This window comes from Chryseobacterium mulctrae, from assembly GCF_006175945.1.
In the GTDB taxonomy this organism is placed as follows: domain Bacteria; phylum Bacteroidota; class Bacteroidia; order Flavobacteriales; family Weeksellaceae; genus Chryseobacterium; species Chryseobacterium mulctrae.
On sequence record NZ_VAJL01000001.1, the window covers coordinates 2,613,645 to 2,634,234 of the forward strand.

The 20,590-nt window shown below is 33.3% G+C and carries 26 protein-coding genes; 5 read left to right on the top strand and 21 right to left on the bottom strand.

The genetic code is table 11. From position 1 onward, the window contains the following. The first annotated feature begins 2 nt into the window (after positions 1–2). The 5 genes from FDY99_RS11975 to FDY99_RS11995 all read left to right on the top strand — a co-directional run bounded on the left by FDY99_RS11975 (position 3) and on the right by FDY99_RS11995 (position 6,202). Complete coding sequence (locus FDY99_RS11975) at positions 3–1,223, top strand: beta-ketoacyl-[acyl-carrier-protein] synthase family protein (RefSeq protein ID WP_139421736.1); 1,221 nt, start codon at positions 3–5, stop codon at positions 1,221–1,223. 6 nt (positions 1,224–1,229) lie between these two features. Continuing rightward, positions 1,230–1,484: an acyl carrier protein gene (locus FDY99_RS11980; protein WP_074230328.1), complete on the top strand. Its 255-nt coding sequence runs from the start codon at positions 1,230–1,232 to the stop codon at positions 1,482–1,484. A gap of 110 nt (positions 1,485–1,594) precedes the next feature. Then, positions 1,595–2,479: an LpxL/LpxP family acyltransferase gene (locus FDY99_RS11985; RefSeq protein WP_139421738.1), complete on the top strand. Its 885-nt coding sequence runs from the start codon at positions 1,595–1,597 to the stop codon at positions 2,477–2,479. A 434-nt stretch (positions 2,480–2,913) separates the two neighbouring features. Continuing rightward, entirely contained in the window at positions 2,914–4,446 is a 1,533-nt protein-coding gene (locus FDY99_RS11990) for a phytoene desaturase family protein (protein WP_139421740.1), read from the top strand. Beyond that, on the top strand, positions 4,436–6,202 hold the full coding sequence (locus tag FDY99_RS11995; RefSeq protein WP_139421742.1) for a C45 family autoproteolytic acyltransferase/hydolase: 1,767 nt from the start codon (positions 4,436–4,438) through the stop codon (positions 6,200–6,202). The genes FDY99_RS11990 and FDY99_RS11995 overlap by 11 nt, the downstream gene beginning before the upstream one ends. 137 nt (positions 6,203–6,339) lie before the next feature. Here FDY99_RS11995 and FDY99_RS12000 read toward each other — a convergent pair whose 3' ends face one another. From FDY99_RS12000 to FDY99_RS12100, 21 genes are all read right to left on the bottom strand, one after another. Then, the gene (locus FDY99_RS12000; protein ID WP_162304165.1) at positions 6,340–6,735 is read right to left on the bottom strand and encodes a hypothetical protein; all 396 of its coding nucleotides are present in this window, start codon (positions 6,733–6,735) and stop codon (positions 6,340–6,342) included. Then, positions 6,680–6,946, bottom strand: a complete 267-nt coding sequence (locus FDY99_RS12005) for a hypothetical protein (RefSeq protein WP_139421746.1) — start codon at positions 6,944–6,946, stop codon at positions 6,680–6,682. The genes FDY99_RS12000 and FDY99_RS12005 overlap by 56 nt, the downstream gene beginning before the upstream one ends. Positions 6,947–6,967: 21 nt before the next feature. Next, a complete protein-coding gene (locus FDY99_RS12010; RefSeq protein ID WP_139421748.1) occupies positions 6,968–8,137 on the bottom strand; it encodes a DUF2062 domain-containing protein in 1,170 nt (389 codons plus the stop codon). A gap of 4 nt (positions 8,138–8,141) precedes the next feature. After that, positions 8,142–8,618, bottom strand: a complete 477-nt coding sequence (locus FDY99_RS12015; RefSeq protein WP_139421750.1) for a hypothetical protein — start codon at positions 8,616–8,618, stop codon at positions 8,142–8,144. Between the two features lie 5 nt (positions 8,619–8,623). After that, positions 8,624–8,995: a 3-hydroxyacyl-ACP dehydratase gene (locus FDY99_RS12020; RefSeq protein ID WP_139421752.1), complete on the bottom strand. Its 372-nt coding sequence runs from the start codon at positions 8,993–8,995 to the stop codon at positions 8,624–8,626. Between the two features lie 3 nt (positions 8,996–8,998). Continuing rightward, positions 8,999–9,634 (bottom strand): hypothetical protein, encoded by a 636-nt coding sequence (locus tag FDY99_RS12025; RefSeq protein WP_139421754.1) that lies wholly within the window; start codon positions 9,632–9,634, stop codon positions 8,999–9,001. After that, positions 9,600–10,226 (bottom strand): LolA family protein, encoded by a 627-nt coding sequence (locus tag FDY99_RS12030; RefSeq protein ID WP_139421756.1) that lies wholly within the window; start codon positions 10,224–10,226, stop codon positions 9,600–9,602. The genes FDY99_RS12025 and FDY99_RS12030 overlap by 35 nt, the downstream gene beginning before the upstream one ends. A 185-nt stretch (positions 10,227–10,411) precedes the next feature. Beyond that, positions 10,412–11,140 (bottom strand): polysaccharide deacetylase family protein, encoded by a 729-nt coding sequence (locus tag FDY99_RS12035; RefSeq protein ID WP_139421758.1) that lies wholly within the window; start codon positions 11,138–11,140, stop codon positions 10,412–10,414. A gap of 147 nt (positions 11,141–11,287) precedes the next feature. Further along, positions 11,288–12,349, bottom strand: a complete 1,062-nt coding sequence (locus FDY99_RS12040; RefSeq protein ID WP_139421760.1) for a beta-ketoacyl synthase N-terminal-like domain-containing protein — start codon at positions 12,347–12,349, stop codon at positions 11,288–11,290. Further along, complete coding sequence (locus FDY99_RS12045) at positions 12,346–13,545, bottom strand: beta-ketoacyl-[acyl-carrier-protein] synthase family protein (RefSeq protein ID WP_139421762.1); 1,200 nt, start codon at positions 13,543–13,545, stop codon at positions 12,346–12,348. Before FDY99_RS12045 ends, FDY99_RS12040 begins: the two co-directional genes overlap by 4 nt. An 82-nt stretch (positions 13,546–13,627) precedes the next feature. Beyond that, complete coding sequence (locus FDY99_RS12050) at positions 13,628–13,885, bottom strand: phosphopantetheine-binding protein (RefSeq protein WP_074230319.1); 258 nt, start codon at positions 13,883–13,885, stop codon at positions 13,628–13,630. A gap of 107 nt (positions 13,886–13,992) precedes the next feature. Further along, entirely contained in the window at positions 13,993–14,532 is a 540-nt protein-coding gene (locus FDY99_RS12055; protein ID WP_139421764.1) for a 3-oxoacyl-ACP synthase, read from the bottom strand. A 142-nt stretch (positions 14,533–14,674) separates the two neighbouring features. Continuing rightward, positions 14,675–14,836: a hypothetical protein gene (locus tag FDY99_RS23340; RefSeq protein ID WP_228448785.1), complete on the bottom strand. Its 162-nt coding sequence runs from the start codon at positions 14,834–14,836 to the stop codon at positions 14,675–14,677. Further along, complete coding sequence (locus FDY99_RS12065) at positions 14,833–15,072, bottom strand: addiction module protein (RefSeq protein ID WP_139421766.1); 240 nt, start codon at positions 15,070–15,072, stop codon at positions 14,833–14,835. Before FDY99_RS12065 ends, FDY99_RS23340 begins: the two co-directional genes overlap by 4 nt. Positions 15,073–15,111: 39 nt before the next feature. Further along, a complete protein-coding gene (locus tag FDY99_RS12070) occupies positions 15,112–16,266 on the bottom strand; it encodes a beta-ketoacyl synthase N-terminal-like domain-containing protein (protein WP_139421768.1) in 1,155 nt (384 codons plus the stop codon). 78 nt (positions 16,267–16,344) lie between these two features. Beyond that, positions 16,345–16,764, bottom strand: coding sequence for an acyl-CoA thioesterase (locus FDY99_RS12075; protein ID WP_139421770.1), 420 nt, complete (start codon positions 16,762–16,764; stop codon positions 16,345–16,347). Continuing rightward, entirely contained in the window at positions 16,754–18,016 is a 1,263-nt protein-coding gene (locus tag FDY99_RS12080; protein ID WP_139421773.1) for an ABC transporter permease, read from the bottom strand. Before FDY99_RS12080 ends, FDY99_RS12075 begins: the two co-directional genes overlap by 11 nt. Next, positions 18,006–18,758 carry an ABC transporter ATP-binding protein gene (locus FDY99_RS12085; protein WP_139421775.1) on the bottom strand — a complete coding sequence of 251 codons (753 nt, stop codon included), beginning with the start codon at positions 18,756–18,758 and terminating at the stop codon, positions 18,006–18,008. The genes FDY99_RS12080 and FDY99_RS12085 overlap by 11 nt, the downstream gene beginning before the upstream one ends. Position 18,759: 1 nt before the next feature. Then, positions 18,760–19,755, bottom strand: a complete 996-nt coding sequence (locus FDY99_RS12090; RefSeq protein WP_139421776.1) for a BtrH N-terminal domain-containing protein — start codon at positions 19,753–19,755, stop codon at positions 18,760–18,762. 4 nt (positions 19,756–19,759) lie between these two features. After that, a complete protein-coding gene (locus tag FDY99_RS12095; RefSeq protein ID WP_139421778.1) occupies positions 19,760–20,164 on the bottom strand; it encodes a hypothetical protein in 405 nt (134 codons plus the stop codon). A gap of 152 nt (positions 20,165–20,316) precedes the next feature. Further along, the gene (locus FDY99_RS12100; protein WP_139421780.1) at positions 20,317–20,523 is read right to left on the bottom strand and encodes a hypothetical protein; all 207 of its coding nucleotides are present in this window, start codon (positions 20,521–20,523) and stop codon (positions 20,317–20,319) included. Positions 20,524–20,590 lie beyond the last annotated feature (67 nt).

A 20,590-nucleotide genomic window follows, 5' to 3' on the forward strand; every position in this document is an offset into this window, starting at 1 on the left:
GCATGGAAAATAGGGTAGTCATTACCGGAATGGGAATTTATTCTTGCATCGGAACTTCTTTGGAAGAAGTGAAAGAATCCCTGTATCAAGGAAAATCGGGAATTGTTTTAGTCGATGAAAGAAAAGAATTTGGTTTCAGATCAGGTCTTACGGGAGTTGTTCCAAAACCGGATTTGAAAAATCTTCTCAACAGACGTCAACGCGTAAGTATGGGCGAAGAAAGCGAATACGCTTACATTGCGACATTGGATGCCCTAAAACAGGCAAATATCGATCAGGATTTTTTAGACCAAAATGAAGTCGGAATTTTATACGGAAACGATAGCGTTTCAAAAGCGGTTGTAGAATCTATCGATATTGCAAGAGAAAAAAAAGATACTACTTTAATGGGTTCTGGAGCGATTTTTAAATCGATGAACTCTACGGTAACGATGAATCTTTCTACTATTTTTAAATTAAGAGGGATCAACCTTACCATCAGCGCAGCTTGTGCAAGTGGTTCTCATTCTTTGGGATTGGCTTATATGATGATTAAAAATGGTTTTCAGGAGATGATTGTTTGCGGTGGAGCACAGGAAACCAACAAATATTCAATGGCGAGTTTTGATGGTTTGGGTGTTTTTTCGGTAAGAGAAAACGAACCTGCAAAAGCATCAAGACCTTTCGATTCTGATAGAGACGGATTAATTCCAAGCGGTGGAGCAGCAACTTTAATTGTTGAAAGCCTTGAATCTGCACAAAAAAGAGGAGCAACCATTTTAGGTGAGATCGTTGGTTACGGTTTTTCTTCAAATGGCGGACACATTTCTACACCGAATGTAGATGGTCCGGCTTTAGCGATGAATCGTGCTTTAAAACAGTCAAGTTTAGACGTGAAAGATATTGATTATATTAATGCTCATGCGACTTCAACACCAATTGGTGATGCGAATGAAGCAAAAGCAATTCATGAAATTTTCGGAAGCGAAGTCCCGGTAAGTTCTACAAAATCAATGACCGGTCACGAATGTTGGATGGCAGGTGCAAGTGAAGTGATCTATTCTATTTTAATGATGCAGAACGATTTTGTGGCGCCTAACATCAATTTAGAAAATCCTGATGAAGACGCTCAAAAGATAAACTTAATCTCCGAAACTAAAAATCAAAAAATTGACGTATTTTTGTCGAATTCTTTCGGATTTGGGGGAACCAACTCCGCATTAATCGTTAAAAAATTTGAATAAAAAAACATGGAAAGAGAAAAAATTGTTGCCATTGCTAATGATTTTTTAATCAATGAGTTTGAGGTAGATGGTGACGAAATCAGTAATGATGCCCATTTCAAGAAGACTTTGGGCTTAGACAGTTTAGATTATATAGACTTGGTGGTGGTAATTGAGTCTAATTTTGGAATAAAATTAGGCGAAACAGACTTTAAAGATATTATCACTTTTGATGATTTCTACTCGACAATAGAAAACAAAATCGCTCAAAAAAACGCATAACTATCGATTAAAAATTTACTCAAAAAATGTAACGATATTACAATTTAACAGTTAACCAATGTTTTAAATATTCTTACACTGTTAAATTGATACATTGTTAAATTAATATTATGAACAAGTGGAAAGGCAAATCTAAAGGTACCATCTTAGGTTACAGAATCTTCGTTTGGTGCATTAGAAATATTGGGATCCGAAGTTCTTATTTTGTTCTTTATTTTGTTGCTTTTTACTATTTTTTATTCGAAAAAAAGAGCAACAAATATTATCGATATTACTTTCAGAAAAGACTCGATTACGGTTTTTGGAAAACTAAGCTCTCTTTATTCAAAAGCTATTTTACTTTCGGTCAGACTTTGATAGACAAAACTGCTATTTCAGCTGGTTTAAGAGATAAATATACCTACGAATTCGACGGAATAGAAAATCTCAGAAATCTTTTAGCCGAAAAAAAAGGCGGTGTTCTCATCAGTGCACACATCGGGAATTTCGAAATTGCAGAACATTTTTTTGCAGAAATTGATTTCGATTGCCAAATTAATTTAGTGACAACAGATCAGGAAGTTACGGTTATTAAAGAATATCTTGAAAGCGTTTCTGTGAAACAAAGCAGCATCAAATTCATTTACGTAAAAGACGATATGTCGCATATTTTCGACATCAACGAAGCGTTGTCTAAAAACGAATTGATTTGTTTTACTGGCGACCGTTATTTCGAAGGTTCCAAATTCCTTGAAGCAGATTTGCTTGGGAAAAGTGCTAAATTTCCGGCAGGTCCTTTCCTTATTGCTTCCCGATTGGGCGTTCCTGTGGTTTATGTGTATGTAATGAAAGAAAAAAATCTTCATTATCATTTGTATGCAAGAGTCGCTGAAAACGTCAAAAAACGCGATGCACAAGGACTTTTACGCTCATACACCAAGAATCTTGAATCAATGATTCAGAAATATCCACTTCAATGGTTCAACTATTTCGATTTTTGGGACGATATTGATTAATTTTCGATAATTTTAAGGCGGTTATTTGGCAGTGTTGAATAAGCCAGTTTAATATTTTTTATGGCAGCTATTTCCGCCTTCCGCTCCCGCTTTTTTGTTACGCTTTGCTTCACAAAAAGAGCTCCGCTCAAGTCGGGCTGCTTGTAATTCAATAATACAGGAGCCAAGGTAAAAGTTTAAAGATCCAAGATTAATATCTATTAAATTAATGTATTGTAAGTTTTTGGTAAAGAGGATTATAGAGTGCTGTTCCTTTGCTAAGTGAAACGCCTTTGCGAACAAAAAATATTTTCAATAATTTAAAAAAATCTTTGTGTCCTTTGAGTTTAAATAATGCTATATAAATTGAGTTTTTCGTAAATATTTTTAGACACATTATTCTAAACAGTTTGATAAACTTTTGTACCTTTTGCCGTTAAAACTATAATCAGAATTTGAAAAAAACATACGACATATTGATTATCGGCAGCGGAATAGGAGGTCTTGTTTCGGCTCTTATTTTGGCGAAAGAAGGCTTAAAAGTCTGTGTCTTGGAGAAAAACAATCAATATGGCGGAAATTTACAGACATTTTCCCGTGATAAATTAATTTTCGATACCGGAGTTCATTATTTGGGCGGACTTTCAAAAGGGCAAAACCTGCATCAGTTTTTTTCTTACCTGGAAATAATGGATGATTTAGAGCTCCAGAAAATGGATGAAAATGGTTACGATAAAATCACCTTCGGCGCCGATGAAATTGAATATCCGCACGCTCAGGGTTATGAAAATTTTGTTGAACAATTATCAAAATATTTTCCTGAAGAAAGAGAGAATTTAGAAGATTATTGTGAAGAAATTCAGCGTGTTTGCAATCACTTTCCCAGATATAATGTGATTGGAAAAGATAATTATAGTGAGGAAATCCTCCATTTAAATACCAAAAGATTCATCGAATCTATTACACAGAATAAGAAATTGCAATCTGTTTTATTGGGTTCCAATTTTTTATACGCAGGCGATTCTGAAAACATTCCGTTTTATGTTCATGCTTTAACGGTGAATTCTTACATTCAAAGTGCTTACAAATGCGTGAAAGGAGGAAGCCAGATTTCAAAACTTTTAATCCGGAAATTAAGAGAATACGGAGCAGATGTTCACAAACATTCAGAAGTTTCAGAATTCATTTTTAAAGAGAACAATGTTTTAAGTTCGGTAAAAACAAAATCAGGAAAAGAATATTTCGCTAAACAGTTTATTTCGAATATTGAAATTCGTTCTTTAACTAGATTAATCGGTGAAGAAAGATTGAAAAAATCTTTTTTAAACAGAGTCTTAAGTTGGGAACCTGTTTCGTCATGTTTCAGTGTTTATTTGGTTTTAAAACCTCAGACAATTTCCAATTTCAATTATAATATTTACCATTATTCATCCGACGAATTAGTCTGGAATGCCTATCGTTACGAGAAAAAATCGTGGCCGGAAACTTATATGCTTTCTTCTACGCCTTCAAAACATCATCCTGAATTTGCAGAAAGTTTAACCGCCATTTCTTATATGGATTTTGATGAGGTCAAAGCTTGGAAAACTACTGTAAATACTGTTGCTGAAGAATACGAAAGAGGAAAAAAATACGAAAAGTTCAAGTTGGAAAAAGCAGAAAAAATGATTGATGCTTTGGAAAAGAAAATTCCGAATTTAAGAGATTCAATTAAAAATATTTATACCTCTTCTCCTTTGTCTTATCGCGATTATATCGGAAGTTTTGATGGGAATATGTATGGTTATATGAAAAGCTCTGAAAATCCTTTAAAAACAATGGTTTCTCCACGTACAAAAATCGAAAATCTCTTTCTGACAGGGCAATCAGTCAATATGCACGGAATTTTAGGTTGTACAATCGGAGCTTTCAACACCTGTGCAGAAATTTTAGGTAAAGAAAAACTGGATGAACGTTTGACACAAATGATTATTAAAAATGAAGAATAAAGATAACACACAGTTTGTCATTCAGAACGAAGCGAAGCGCAGTGAAGAATCTAATATATTTGTAATAGATTTCTCCTTTCGTCGAAATGACAAGCGTTTGATTTTTCTCTATTTCGGTCTTATTCTTATCCTGAATATTACTTCTTGCGGTGTAAGAAAATCCATAAAACACATTCCAGATGTAAAAAAATATTCTTTAGAAATCCCGAAAGTCAAAACAATTAACGATTCTACTTTTAGTTTTAATCAAAATTATTTAACAAAAAATAAACAACATCTTTGGGAATTGTACATCAAAGGAAATCCTTTGCAGTTGGGCTATAATAACGGAGCTTTAACGCAGAATTTAATGCAGAAACAGGAAGAAATTTTCTTTTCTAAAGTGGAAGGTTTTGTTCCTTCAAAGTTCAAGCAGAAATTGTTGAGAGGTTTTTTGAAATGGTACAACCGAAAAATGTATCTGAATGTTCGTGAAGATTTTCAGGCTGAATTGTACGGTTTATCTCAATATTCATCAGATAAATATGATTTTATTGCTCCAAAGTTCAGACGAGCAATGTATTTGCACGGAGCACACGATATTGGTCACGCAATGCAGGATTTGATGGTTGTTGGCTGTACTTCGCTTGCAGTTTGGAATGAAAATACAGAAGATGGTGATTTGTTGATTGGGAGAAATTTCGATTTTTATGTAGGTGACGAATTTGCTAAAAATAAATTAGTCGAATTTATAGAACCCGAAAACGGAATTCCTTATATGTCGGTAAGTTGGCCAGGAATGATTGGCGTAGTTTCCGGGATGAATAAAGAAGGAATTACAGTAACAATTAACGCCGGAAAATCTAAAATTCCGTTGACAGCGAAGACTCCGATTTCTTTTGTGACAAGGGAAATTCTGCAATATGCTACAACGATTGACGAAGCGATAGCGATTGCCAAAAAGCGTAAAGTTTTTGTTTCCGAATCTATTTTGGTGGGAAGCGCTAATGATAAAAATGCAGTCATTATTGAGGTGTCTCCGAATAATTTTGGGGTTTACAGAGTTGAGAATAAGAGTAAGGTTTTTTGTACCAACCATTTTCAATCTGAAGCTTATAAAAATGATAAAAGGAATCAAAAGCAAATCGTAGAAAGCCACTCCGAATACCGTTACGAAAAACTTCAGGAACTTTTGCAGGAAAATAAAAAACTAAATCCTGAAAAAATGGCTTCTATTTTAAGAGATAAATTAGGTTTGAAGGACGAAAAAATCGGTTATGGAAACGAAAAAGCGATTAATCAGTTATTAGCGCATCATGCGGTGATTTTTTCGCCTCAGAAAAAACTGGTTTGGGTGTCTTCAAATCCTTATCAATTGGGTGAATTTGTATGCTATGATTTAAATGAAATTTTCTCGGATAAAAGATTAAAAAGCGGTGAATTTGCAAAGTCAGAATTAAATATTGCGAAAGATCCTTTTGTGGATTCTCAGGATTTTGAAAATTATGAAGAGTTTAAATTTGCCCATTCTGAAATACAAAATGCAATTGATTCGGATGATATGATTCTTACGGATGATTTTATTCCGCATTATCAATCTTTAAATCCTGATTTTTGGTTGGTTTACTATCAATCCGGGAAATATTATTTTAAACAAAAAGAATATTTAAAAGCAAAAACTGAATTTGAAAAAGCTTTGACGAAAGAAATTACAACTCTTCCAGACAAAGAAAATGTTGAAAAATATTTGAAGGAAATTTTGAGGAAATTGAATTAGTCCTTCAATATTTCTATTGTATTATATTGGAAAACTTTTGCAGTCTTGGGAGTAGTTTTCACAGGTTTAAATCCTTTTGGATAACCATATTCAGAGATAAAATAACCTTTTACTTTAATTTGAATTGGCAAATTATTTCAATTATAAAGAGAATCTGCATTAGGTAAGTTTTCACTCTTTCTTTCAAGATAAAAGTATTCTCTTTCATTCAAGTTTTCGCTATATTTTGATTGGAACCATTTTGCACACTCGCAGGCAATTGGATCATAATTTAGGATGAATGTTTTTTCTTCTTTTTTAGAAAAACTTTTTGGAATATCTATAATTTTCATTTCTGAATACCGAAAAACTTTTGCCTTTTTTAAAGGTTCTTCCGTTTCTGGAGTTCCTTTCGGATAATCTGGATATACGTAAAACTGCCCTTTCAAAATCAGCCTATGTCTTGATGGATCAAAATAGATTGGCAATTCTATATTTTTATTCTCCGGCTCTATAAAAATTGTTTTTTTCCCCCAATTGATTGTTTGCTTCATATTTTGCTCTTTTTGAAGATTCTATCCAGTTTGCACAAGCGCAACCCCAAAGGATATATTCCAATTCTAAAGTTTCAGTTTTACCAGATAATTTATTGTTTGGATTTGATAAGTCTGCTTTTCTTTTATTTTTTAGGCTGAGTTTTTTTTCGTCATTTTTTGGCGAAGAACAACTTAAAATAATGAAGATGAAGAAGATAAGATATTTCATCAAAAGATTTTCTTAAAGATATCAATTATTCTCAGGATTCACTTTATTCAAAAAAAGAAAAGCAGCAATTCCCGAAACGGTAGAAATTGTTGTCGCCAAAATAAAGCTTCCGATAATGTATTGAAGCAGATTATTTTTTACCAAATCGAAATTTAAATCCTGACTCAAAAGATTAGAATCTCCTGAAACAAAAGGCGCTCCCAAAAACAGTGACGCTGCAATAATAAACGGAATAAACGGCGGCAAACTCACATTGGAAGCCACAAATGCTAAAACTTTATTTAATTTGAAAAGGACTGATAAAGAAATAACCAACAAAGTCTGAAATCCCCAAAACGGAGAAAGTCCGATGAAAACACCAAGTGCGATGGAAAAAGCTTTAATACGATTGGTTCCGTCGCTTTCCAAAACATCTTCTTTGATGAATTTTTTAAAGCTTTTTTTTTTGAAATTATTCACGAAATTTCTCGGAATAATGTAAAGTAAGGTAATGGTTACTAAAATCGTATTCAAAATACTGATTCTTGTAAAATCTTTGAACGGTCTGAAATGCGAAACCCTTTCTGCAGGGTCATACAAAACTTTTATCGGAACATTTTTTACCGGAACGTGTCTCCAAGCTGTTCTTACAATAATTTCGATTTCAAACTCGAATTTTGGAGTGAAATATTTTTTCGGAATTTTATGTAAAGGATAAAGACGATAACCAGATTGGGTATCTTCAAGCTTGATTCCGGTCTCAAACCAAAACCAAAAATTAGAAAAACGGTTTCCAAAACTGCTTTTCTTTGGGATACCATCTTGCGACATATTTCGGTTTCCAATCAGTAAAACATCTTCGTTTTCTTGCAACAGATTTTCTACAAAAACAGGGATGTCATCGGGATAATGTTGCCCGTCTGAATCGATGGTTATGGCATAATCGTAGCCTATTTCTTTTGCCTTTCTGAAACCTATTTTCAGTGCATTTCCTTTCCCTTTGTTTTCTGATAGATCAATAACCGTAATCGAATATTTTTCTAAAATCTGTAAAGTAGAATCGGTAGAGCCGTCATTGATAACGATAATATTTTCGGTGTAATTTAAAACGCCGTCTATCACTCTTTTCAGAGTTTTTTCGTTATTGTAAGTAGGAATTAAAACACAGATTTTCTTTTCGGAAATTGCATTTTGTACTTCAGGAAGGGTCATTGTTTTATTTTAACATTGCTTTTTCTGCGTCTGTCATTGTCTTAGACTGGGCTGCAAACTTTTTGATGTAGGTTTTCAGCGCTGCATTTTGTTTGCTGTAATTATTTAACAGAAAAGCTTTGTCGTCTTTTAAGCTTCCTCGATAACCTACAATTTTCGGGATATTTTCCTGAACACTCATTCTTATAACTCTCAATTCTGCGTTATTCGGATTGCTTTTAATAATGCTTTCAAGACTTGTCGCTCCGGATTTTACAAGTGCTTTTCTGTTTTTTGCTACAATTTTGGCTTCCATTATTTTTGCAGCTGCTTTGTAACCATTTGTTACAGCATCAGAACCAGTTTGTTTTTCGGCAATATCAATGAAACTTTGTGTATTTGCAGTTGACGAATTTGCCTTTTCATAGCTGTTTCTTAAAGCATCAAGATCTGATTGAAAGAACAGAATAAAAGCGGTCAAAAACGAGAAGATCAGTTTCATAAGGTCTATTTTTTATAGTTTACTGACATTTTTAATGCAATAGTCTCGCCAAAAGAAGTGGTGTTTTTTACTTTAATTTCTTCTTCGCCTTCGTTAATATCAAGTTGCAACGTTAAATCCGGTGTTTCAAAAGGATTGATAATGGCCATAAACTTCACATTGGAAGCTGATTTTAAAAACAATTTTTTGCTTGTAAATTCCTCAGTCAGTTCTTTCACAATCTGCATCATACAAACTCCGGGAGTTACAGGATTTCCTGGGAAATGCCCTTTGAAAATATCGTGATCTTTATTCAGAGAAATATTCGCAACAAAACTTCCGTTTTCTGCCTTTTCGGAGGATTTTAAAGTGTAAAAATCTGTAAGAATGGTCTGCATTATTTATTCAGTTTCAGTGATTTGAAATAGTTTTATATTGATTTTGAAATCTTTATGTTGAAGATTCAAACTATCTGCGAAGATATGTTTTTTTGCATCAAAACTAAAATCGATTTTTTCTTTATTGTTCTTTGTATAAATGATTTGTTTGAGCAGATTATTTTCTTTGTTGAAAAATAAATAATAGTTTTTCTTCTCAATTTTTGAAAGATAAATTTTAGAATTTTCATTTTCAAAACTTTCATTCACGGGATATTTTTGTCTTAACAGTTCCTGAAAATCATCCTTCAAAAAATTAATGACGATTTTTTTATCTAAATCCGGAAGAACGTAATTCAGTTTAAAATCATTTTCCGAAACTTCAAAATCAATCAGTTTATTTCCGAAATCTGAAGTTAAGACAACTCGATGTGTTGTTTCCTTGATTTTTTTGATAATTAAAATTCCACTGACGTGATTTTTATAAATATCCATTTGACATTTATACACATAATCTTCGTTGGAAGAAAAGTATAGATTTTCAGCTGTTTTTTCAGAATTTGAAACAGGTTTTACATCTCTAAGCTTATACGTTTTACAGGAAACAAACAGCAAAAAAATCAGACTATAAAGAAAACTCTGAAGCAGGAATCGGCGCATTTATTTTTGTGTTTTTGAAAACAATATTCGTTGTATCTCCTGAAGCTTCTGTCATATTCACCTGTGAAACCGTCGTTTCATTTTTAGGAAAATGAAGCTCAATTTGTTTAATATATTTCAATAATTGAGCAGATTTCGGAGTGAACTTTGCGATGTTCGAAGTTCCGTTTTTAAAGTAAGCAACTGCAAATTCAGGGTCACTGAACATTTTTCCGTTCGAACTTCCCACAATCAGTTTATTGATTTTTTCAAAAGTTTTGCTTTTTGCATCCACAGAAGATTTTTTTCCCTGATCATTGATGAAGATTTTATTTTCCTTAAAAATAATGCTGTACTGATAAGGTTTTGTATATTTCCAGCTCAGCGTATTTGGTGATTTTAAAGACATTTTACCGGATGTGATAATGCTTTTATCTAAAAAATCCATTTTTTTGGTTTGAACAAAATCGGCTTGTAAGGTTTTTATTTCTTTGGTTTCCGATGAAACTTTGGTTACGAATGCTTTTGCTTCCGCTCCGGACATTGCTGTGTTTTGTGCAAAAAACAAGCTTGAAACTAATAAAAATGCTCCGAAAGCAATATTTTTTATCATTATTTTATTGTTTAAGTTTAACCGCAAAAGGCACAAAGATTATTATACTTTTAGTTTAAAAAAGTTCGCAAAAGATGAAAATCAAAGATTTTTAAAACTTATGTGTTCTTCTAATACAGCGAATCTATAACTTCAGGTAACTAATGTGTTCAAAAACTTTTGTGACTTTTGCGATTAAAAAATTATTAATCAACCGTAAAAGTCGAGTACTTTTTGTCCTTCAAAAATAGCAATAAATCTACCAAAACATTATACGTTTTTTTCGAAGTATCGTGAAGAAGAATAATGCTTCCTTTTTTTAGATTTTTCGTGATTCTTTTGTAGATTTTCTTTTCATTTTCTGTGATTGTATCTAAAGAACGTACATTCCAGCCAATGCTTTTTTTCTGAGTTTTCCTGATTGCTTTTGCAATATTCGGATTGGTAACTCCGAAAGGCGGTCGGTATAATTTAGTTTTAATATTTCCAACTTTCAATATCATTTTATCACATTTCTCAATTTCCTCAATCATTTTTTGAGTTGATAAAAACCCGGTATTATTAGAATGCGAAAACGTATGATTTCCAATGGTATGACCTTCTGCAATAATTCTCTGAAAAGTTTCGGGATATTTTTCAATCTGTTTTCCGATACAGAAAAAAGTAGCTTTTGTGTTATTTTCTTTTAATATATCTAAAAACTTCGGTGTAAATTCTGTAGGTCCATCATCAAAAGTCAAAGCAACTTCTTTTATTTTGGTTCGTTTGTGCGTAAAACTATTGACAAAATAACCTAACTGAATATCAAAAGAACCCCAAACTACAACTGCTGAAAATACTAAAAACCAAAAAAGATATACCCAAAAACTTCCTTGAAACGCATAAATAAATACGTTGCAGAAAAGATAAAATAGGATAAATGGATAGTGTTTCATCTTCTATTTTTAATTATTGGTTCTCCTTGTTGCCGTCTGTTTTGTCATTCAGAATGTAGCGAAGCGAAATGAAGAATCTAAATGATAAAGTTGAGATTCTTCCTTCGTCAGAATGACAAACGGAGCGTTTTATTTTGCTGAGTGAAATCAAGCTTTCTCCACCAAAACCAAACTATGGTCATTTCCACCCAAATGATTATAAAGTAGAATGTTTTTAACCTCTCTTTTCTTCACATCATTAATCATTATCACCTCCGGAATTTCCTGATTTTTCAAAATATGACAAGCCATAAATATTGAAAAACCACTCGCTGTATTGAATTCTCCGCTCAAATGTTTGTAATATAATAAAGACGAATTTGAAAATAAATCCATTGCTTTTGTATAATAAACATCAGACTTTGCATCTCCGCTGAATCCTAAAATGACAGCATCAATTTCATCATTTTTCAGATTGTTTTTAGACAAAAAATCTTCAATAAATTTTGGGGTTTCTTCTAAATCTAATTGATTACTTAATTGAATATCTTTTAGCTGAGCGTAAGAATTTTCTGTTTTATCTTTTCCTAAGACAAAAAAACTTGCACCTTCACCCCAAATAACACCCTCGGTTTTTGAATTTATATAATCAACGGGAAAATTTTCTTCTTTTTTAATGGTACTGTTGAGCTTATACAATCCCATTGTTCTGTCGGTTTGCTCGTCTGTAGAACCCACCAAAACATTCTCTGCTTCACCGTCATTAATCTGCAATTTTGCATCCAAAAACGAAAATTCCAGAGACGAAGAAGTGTTCACATAAGTGAAATTGTAAGTGTGACATTGCAAACCTAAAGCGATTTGACCAGCAACCGTATTGTGAGTCGACTGAATAAAATAAGTGGGAGTTAAAAACTCTTCATTATTTTCAAGGACATTTTTTAAAAACTTTTCAGAATCCTGCGAACAGCCCATTCCTGTTCCGACAATAATGGCATCGGGTTTTTCTATTTCGGCTTCTTTCAATGCATATTGAGAAGCAACGGTGCTCATTTTTACTGTTTTAGACATTCTTCTGCTTGCTGCAGGCGGAATGAATTCTTTGTAATTCGGCTCAATGGCTTTTAAAATCTGAACTGAGTTTTCAGGTTGTAAATTGTCAAAAATATTTTCGTTTAAAGTGTCCTGAACCGAGATGCAGGCTGCACTGTTGATGTAAACTGCACTCACGATTTTGAAAAAATTAAGGTTGAACAATTTCCTCCAAATCCAAATGAATTGGAAAGAACGTGATTGATATTTTTCTCTTTGAGTTCCGTTACCGGAGTCAAATCAAATTCTTCCATCTTAGTTTTAAAATTAAGATTTGGGAAAATCACATTATTCTGCATTGCCAAAATCGAATAAACCGCTTCAATTCCTGCAGCTGCAGCCAAAGTATGACCTGTAAATACTTTCGTAGAACTGAATTCCGGGACTTTATTTTCACCAAAAATTCGAATCATTGCAATGCCTTCAGACAAATCATTATTCGGAGTTGCTGTTCCGTGAACGTTTATGTAATCGATGTTTTCTTTATCTAAACCTGAAACTTTCAAAGCTTTTTCCATTGCTAAATAAGCACCTTGTCCGTTTTCCGAAGAAGCGGTTTGGTGATGCGCATCATTAGCATTTCCATAACCGGAAAGATAGGCTAAAACTTTTTTGTTTTCTTTTTTCACGATTTCGTCAGATTCCAAAACAATAAAAGCGGCGGCTTCACCGAGATTCAGACCTTTTCTGTCGTTATCGAAAGGTGTGTTGTAAGAATCTGTCAAAATCATCAGCGTATTAAATCCATTCAGAGTAAACTTTGAAAGAGAATCTGTTCCGCCGACAATTACACGGTCAAGAACACCATTTTTGATGAGTTTTGCACCCATCATAATTGCATTTGCTGCAGATGAACAAGCCGTACTAATTGTAGAAACCATCCCTTTCAGACCTAATAAATCTGCAATAGCCAACGATGAATTTCCGGCATCGTGAGAATCAATGTATTTTTGCTTTTCAGGGAAATCTTCGTAAGTGTAGAAGTATTTTTCGGTGATATCCATTCCGCCAACACTGGTTGAGGAAATGAGTCCGGTTTTATATTCATTAATATCCGAAATTCCGGCACTTTCTACGGCTTCTTTTGCGGCAACCATTCCTAACAAAGCAGTTCTTGTTACATTGTTATCTTCAGAGAGCTGAAGTTTCTGTATCAATTCTTCATTAGACAATTTTATCTCACCCGTTTTAATACTTCCTGCATGACGTGTTTCAAACATTTCGATGTCTGAAATCCCGTGTTTACCAGTCGTCAGCGAAATAAAATTTTCCTCAACATTGTTACCAATGGAGGAAATAATGCCCATCCCTGTAATGGCAATTTTTTGACCCATCTTTTAAATAGTGTAGCAATATATCAATTTAACAGTGTAACAATATTGGTAAACTGTTAAATTGATACATTGTTAGATTGAATTATTTTGTTCTGTTTTCTTCGATGAATTTTGCCATCACCTCGATAGATTGGAAGATTTCTTTTCCTTTTTTAGGATCAGATAATTTAATTCCGTAGTCTTTGTCAAGAAGTACAATCAATTCCAAAGCGTCGATAGAATCTAATCCAAGACCGCCACCGAATAACGGGTCTGTATCTTTGATTTCTTCTACTGCAACGTCCTCAAGATTAAGAACTTCTATAATTTTTGTTTTTAATTCTAATTTTAAATCTTCCATAAAAATAAATTTCATTTATAATGTACTAATGTATCAGTTTAACAATGTACCAATGATGTTTGAGGTAATTAATTATTGGTAAACTGTTACATTATTATATTGTTATATTACAAAGTAAGCAAATATACAAAAGCTTTATAACTTTCCTGATAAAGTTCTACCCAGCCACACAAGACTTTTTCAGCTTTTCCTGATTGCAGGATTTGTTCTGCATAAGTGTTTAAAAAATCTTCATCAAATTCATCCAAAACAAAAAAAGCATTTTCGGTCTGCATTTTATGTTTAATGCTGATTTCGCCAACACAAATGTTCGGTAAAGTGTACACAAAAACGGCAGGACTCGGGAAATAATTGTCCTGAGAATTAATGCTTTCCTGATATTTAAAATCGGTGTCGAGACTGGATGATTTATTGGCGAAAACTAACGCCGTTTTGCTGTGGTCCTCATTTTTCAAAATCATTTCAGAAGCGATAAAAGCGAGTTTGCTTAGATTATCCATTTTATGAAATTTAGGATAACTCAGTTCTAAATTTTTATAAGCTTCTTTCGCAAAATCTGAAAAATTTTCTGTTTGAGATTCAAAAATAATTTTGTTGTTGAGAATAATTTTTGAATTTTTTATGGTGCAAATGTCTGTTTTCTTCATTAATAGGTTTCAAAAAGTTTAAGGCTTTTTCTTTGGATTTTGATGGGTGTTGAAAACAGATAGTACAATGATTTTGTTATCAATAATATCAAAAACTAAGAGATAGGGAAACTTTTTAATAAAAACTTCTCTATAATTTCTTTTAAGCTGAAAATGTTTTGGATTGCTGAGGATTCTGCGAAAAATAATTATTTAACTGTTTCATAAATTTTTCTCCCAAACCTTTTTGTGCATTCTCATAATAAATGTATGCTTCCAAAATTTCAAGACTGGCTTCTTCTTGTATGATTAATTCATAAATCATTTCAAAGCAGATTTTGCTTTTTCTTTAACGTCCTCCCAAGTATAAGATTTACTTTCTCCTGTTATGTATTTTTCTCTTCTTTCATTTAATTTGTCGTAATGCCAATCAGGAATCGTAGGATAATTATCTTCCTGTTCTTCAGCATCAATAATTCCATTGATAATACGTAAGATTCTTTCATCTGCAATATCAATGAATTCGTGAATTCTTTTTCTGATTTCTAAAGTAGATTCCATTTCCTAAAACTTTAATTCTATCAAAATTACAAAATTATTTTATGCCTTTTCCAAAACAATTGCCGCATTACAACCACCAAAACCCGAAGCTGTTTTCAGAATATATTTGATTTCTGCCGGTTGGTTTTCTTTAATAATATTTAAATCTTGAGAAACTCCCATTTCTTCAAAATTTTTAGATGGAATTAAAGTATTATATAAAGCAGATTCCATAGAAATAATGCTTTCCAATAAACCTGAAGCTCCTAAACAATGCCCGTAATATCCTTTCATACTGTTCAAAGGAACATTTTGTAATTCCATTCGGTTGAAAGCAATGGATTCCATTTCGTCATTGTAAATGGTTGCTGTTCCGTGAGCGGAAATAAAATCGATTTGTTCTGCTGAAACTTTTGCTTCTTTCATTGCATTTTGAATGCTTGCAAACAATCCGTCGCCAGTTCTTGATGGTCCAGAAATGTGATTAGCATCATTGATTGCTGAATCTCCTAAAATTATAAATCTAAATTTTTCGTTTGAGATTGCTTCGTCACTTTGTTCCTCGCAATGACTAGTAATGTACATTGCAGCGGTTGCTTCGCCCAAATTAATTCCGTTGCGGTTTTTATCGTAGGGTTTGCAAGGTTCGCTTCCAATTGCCTGAAAAGAATTGAATCCTGAAATCACAAACTCAGAAATCTCGTCTCCTGCAACTACAAAAGCATCTTTGTATTTTCCTGCCTGAATCATATTCTTTGCAACAGAAATCGCCATTACACCGGAAACACAAGCGTTGGAAACAACAATTGGTTTAGTTTTAAATTCAAAAAAATCAGCTAATTTTTGAGCTAAATTGGAAAGGTAAACGCTTTCAGGTAAGTCTTTTTTATTTTTTAATAAACTGATATTTCCTTTTGTTGTTGAAAGAATAAAAGCGGTTTCATCTGAAATCTGATGTCTTTCAATTAATGGTTTTAAGCTCAACAAAAACATTTTTTCAAGTCTTGTGAAATCTTGATTGTCGAAGTTATTGTTAAATTCTTCCTCCAATTTTTCCTCATCAATTTTAGAAACAAAAAAAGCTTCAAGATTATCGCTAACTTGATGCAAAGCTACTCCTGATTTTCCTTCCAAAAGCGCTTTCCAGTTTGATTCTACATCAAAACCAAGAGGTGTGATACAGTTATAATCTGTAATGTAAATTTCTTTCCCCATTTATGGAATAATCATAATTTAATAACTTTAATTTGTTTCTGAAAAACCATCAACCAATATCTATCAACCAACAACCATTTATAATCCCATTTTATCTTTCCAGGTTTGAAAAAACTCAGGATTGTACAAACATAAATTATTATCAGAATCTAAAAAAACCTGAATGGTTTCTCCTGAACAAACTAATTTATTTTCTTGGTTAAAAATCTCGTATTTGTAAATCAGTTTCGCTGAAATAGAATTAATGAAAGTCGTAACGATGTTAAATGTTTCGCCATATTTTAAAGGAAGAAAATGTTCGCACGTGCTTTTCACAATTGGTGTTACAAATCCTGCTTTTTGAATATCTAGATACGTTAAGCCATGCTGTCTTCCGAAAGCTTCTCTTCCATCTTCAAAATAAACGATGTAATGACCGTGCCAAACAATTCCAAGCGGATCTGTTTCGTTGAATCGTACGCGAACTTCCTCGGTACAAGTTAAATCTTTAGACTGCATTTTGTTTTCTTTCGTATAGTAATGAGATGGTAACCATTGCAATATAAAATAAAAATAAGAAAATCAATTCCTTAGCAATTTCGCCAAGTCCACTGTTTCTTAAAATAATATCGTAATAGGCATTCAGTCCCCAATTCATCGGAGAAAATGCAGCGATTTTTTGCATAAATTCTGGCATCAGGAAAACCGGAACCCAAATTCCGCCAACCGCTGCCAAAACAACTACAGAAGTCGCTCCAAAAGGTGCAGATTGTTCCTGAGTATCGGCAACTGTTCCTAATAAAACTCCAAACCCAATCGCTGCCAATCCTGCAAAAAGAGTTACAATGATAAGGTGAAACATTTTTCCGGTTACATCAAATTGTGGTAAGTCCATATAAGGGAAAAGCCAAACCCCAACTGCAACCATCAATAAAAACTGAATGATGCAAATGATGAGATACGTAAATGTTTTTCCTAAAATATGGATGTAATAAGGAGTTGGGCTCACACGAACTCTCACGCTCGTTCCCTGACTTTTTTCTTTAACTAAATTAATGGAAAGCGGAACGACGATAAAGAAAATCGCAAACAATGCCCAAGCCGGAACGTTGTGCTGAACAGAATTTGGCATTAATTCTTCCTTTCCTTTGTTTGGAGTGATTTCTTTGAAGGTAATTAAGCTTTTATTTTCAAGGTCTTCAGTTGTTCCCAATTGGTCTTGAAAGGCTTTGTATATTTTTTTATTCTCGATTTCAAAAACCATTTTATTAATGGCATTCATTACTGAATTTTTGAAACCTGCGTTGGTCGCAGGGTCGAAATAGAGATGGATATCTTTGGTTTTTGAAGCCACCGCTTTTGTCGCAGTTGAATCGGTTTCCAGGCCAAATGAACTGACAATGGTCTGAACTTTGGAATCAATATTTGAATTTAAATCTTTCGTCAAATTTTCCGGAATGACAATTGCCATTTGATAATCGCCTGAAAAAACTGCGTTTTGAGCGGATTTTTCATCATAATTTGTCAGTAGATCAAAAGTTTTACTGCGTTGTAATTCCAGCTTTATGTTTTTAGAAATTTCAGATTTATCGTTATCAATAAAAATAATCGGAATTTTTGAACCTTCTAGGTTTTTAAATGTCGAATCCTGAATTAAAGTAATCGTAATAATCAGAAGCAAAGGCATTAAAAATATAATGACAATTCCACCTGAATCTCTTTTCAATAACTGAATTTCCTTGATGAAACTTCTCCACAATTTATACAACATCTCTCAATTCTTTTCCGGTTAATGAAATGAAAACATCTTCTAAGTTTTCAGCATTGGCAACTCTTTCTACCAATTCTTCAGGAGTTCCGGTTGCGTGGATCTTTCCGTGGTCGATAATAGCAATTTTTGTACAGAATTCTTCCGCTTCAGAAAGGTGATGCGAAGTGTAAATAATGCACGTTCCTTTTTTATTTAAATCTAAAAGATAATCGATTATGGCTTTTTTCGATTGAACATCAACGCCAACAGTTGGTTCGTCCAGAAACAAAACTTTCGGGTTGTGAAGTGTTCCTGCAATCAGATTGCAACGGCGTTTCATTCCTCCCGAAAACTGGTCGACTTTTTTATTGGCAAATTTTGTTAAGCCCATTAATTTTAAAGCTTCATCGATTTCTTTGTGAAGATTTTTATGTTTTAAACCATACAAACTTCCAAAAAACAAAAGGTTTTCTTTCGCTGTTAAAGTAGGGTAAAGTGCATATTCCTGTGGAACAACGCCAATGATTTGTTTGATTTTCGAACTGTCTTTTTTAGGTGATAATCCGTTGATGGTAAAACTTCCTGAAGTAGGTTTGATTAAACCTGAAAGCATAGAAATCAAGGTGGTTTTTCCCGCTCCGTTGGGACCGAGAATTCCGTAAATCTCGTTTTTAGTTATATTTAAAGAAATATCATTTACCGAAAATTCTTCCGAATTTTTGTATTTCTTATAAAGGTTTTTTATTTCGATGATATGTTCCAAACTAAATCGCTTTTCTCAGTTTTTTATAAAAAGCTTCCTCCAAATCGGCTATATGAAGCATTGATTTTGAAAGCTCATTATAAATATTACTTTTCGAATTTCTGTTTTTGTAAACTCTGGCAATATCTACCGCAAAATCTCTCCAAAGGTCACCGATTGCGGTAATTTCTTTAGACAATTCTTTCAGTTCGTCATTTTTAAGAATTACAGAAGCTTCCTGCAAAAATGCACCGTAAATAAATCTGAATCCGCCACCGCCGGTTCCTATTTCTTCCTGCATTCTGATTAATTGTCCAAGATAATGATTGGTCACTTTTGTGCCTTTTTTCTCTGCCCATTTCGGGATGCTTTTTGCAACCCAGCGCATTGCTTTTACTCCGATTAATGGAACTGGAGCCAACATATTTTTGCAGGTATCTTTAATTCCTTTTTTAATAGCTTCTTCCAGATTTACATTTTCCGGAATGTGAGTTGGAAAATACATATGACCTTTTGGGGCAAGTGCTCCTTTTGCATAACGTACTTTTTCCAGTTCTGCTTCAGACAATGTTGTTGCGAAATCCATTACAGGATCACTGATGAGGAATTTTCCATTTTCTTTTCCGTAAACTACAAGATTATGAGCGTTGAAATGGAATTTATATTCTTCAGGGAAATAAGTAAGGTTAAAAACGCCGACCTGTAAACCTGTAGGTATGTTTTGTTCTAAATTTTTCTCTAAAGCAGTTTGTGCTTCCTGAGGATTTGAGAATTTTTGTCTTTTAATTGTAATTCCCAGTCTTTTTGCTGCTTTGCTGAAAATAGCACCCGGCATCGGACGGTAACTAAAACCCGGAGCAAAATTAACTTTCAAAAAAGGAAGATATACGAAAAACAGACCCGAACCGATTCCGAAAATCATAGGTTCGCTGAGTTTCAGACCTCTGTTGAGAAGTAGATTGGAGGCAACACCGTTTTCGCAATGTGCAGTTTGGTGATGTTCAAAATTGATCTTCATTTTTTTATTTGCCGTTGAAATTTTTTAATTCTTCTACCGAAATCTCAAATGCATCTGCATATTTTTTGAGGGTAGAATCGCTGAGTTTTTTGAAAATTTTGGGTTTTGCGTGTCTTTTCACAGTCCATTGCCACATATTAACGTAAGCTGCCAAAACCTGTACATCCATTTTATTTAATTCCATAAAATAGACGATAGGACTTACCAAATTGTTTGCCACATTTTGTTTTGCCTCTTCGATGCGCTCATTAATAAGCTCCATCGATTCTTCGAGAGCTGCTTTTTTGGCATCCCAACCAATGCTGTTTGCTGTGGTGTAATTGTCATTTTCATCAGTCACATACAACACTTCGGTCATATTTGCTGATTGTAAATTACTTTCGTCCTGAGGAAGATCTTGCTTTTTCACCCGAAAATATTGATGTTAATTATCTTTAAAATCTAATTGGCTAAAATAATAAAAAAGCAGGACATAAGATTGTGCTATTTTTTTGAAATATTTTAAAATGAAAAAGCACCAAGATTTTCTCGGCGCTCTAACAATAAAAAGGGAATTAAAGTTTATTGACGTACTCTCTGTAATTTCTTTGTCAGAGAATGTGCGGGAAGATAGACTGCTGATATTGCTAGAAACAACATCGTCATCATTGCAAAAAATTCTGTAAAACGCATTGTCATGCTTGGTTCTTTTACATCACCATCCATAAGAAAGCCGATTGTTGTAATAATTGCAGAGATCGTAAAAATGTTTAAAATTTTTCTTTTCATAGTATAGATTTTTAAATTATATATCAAACGTGGGTGAGGTTGTTTTATTGTGTGAAAGAATTGTAAC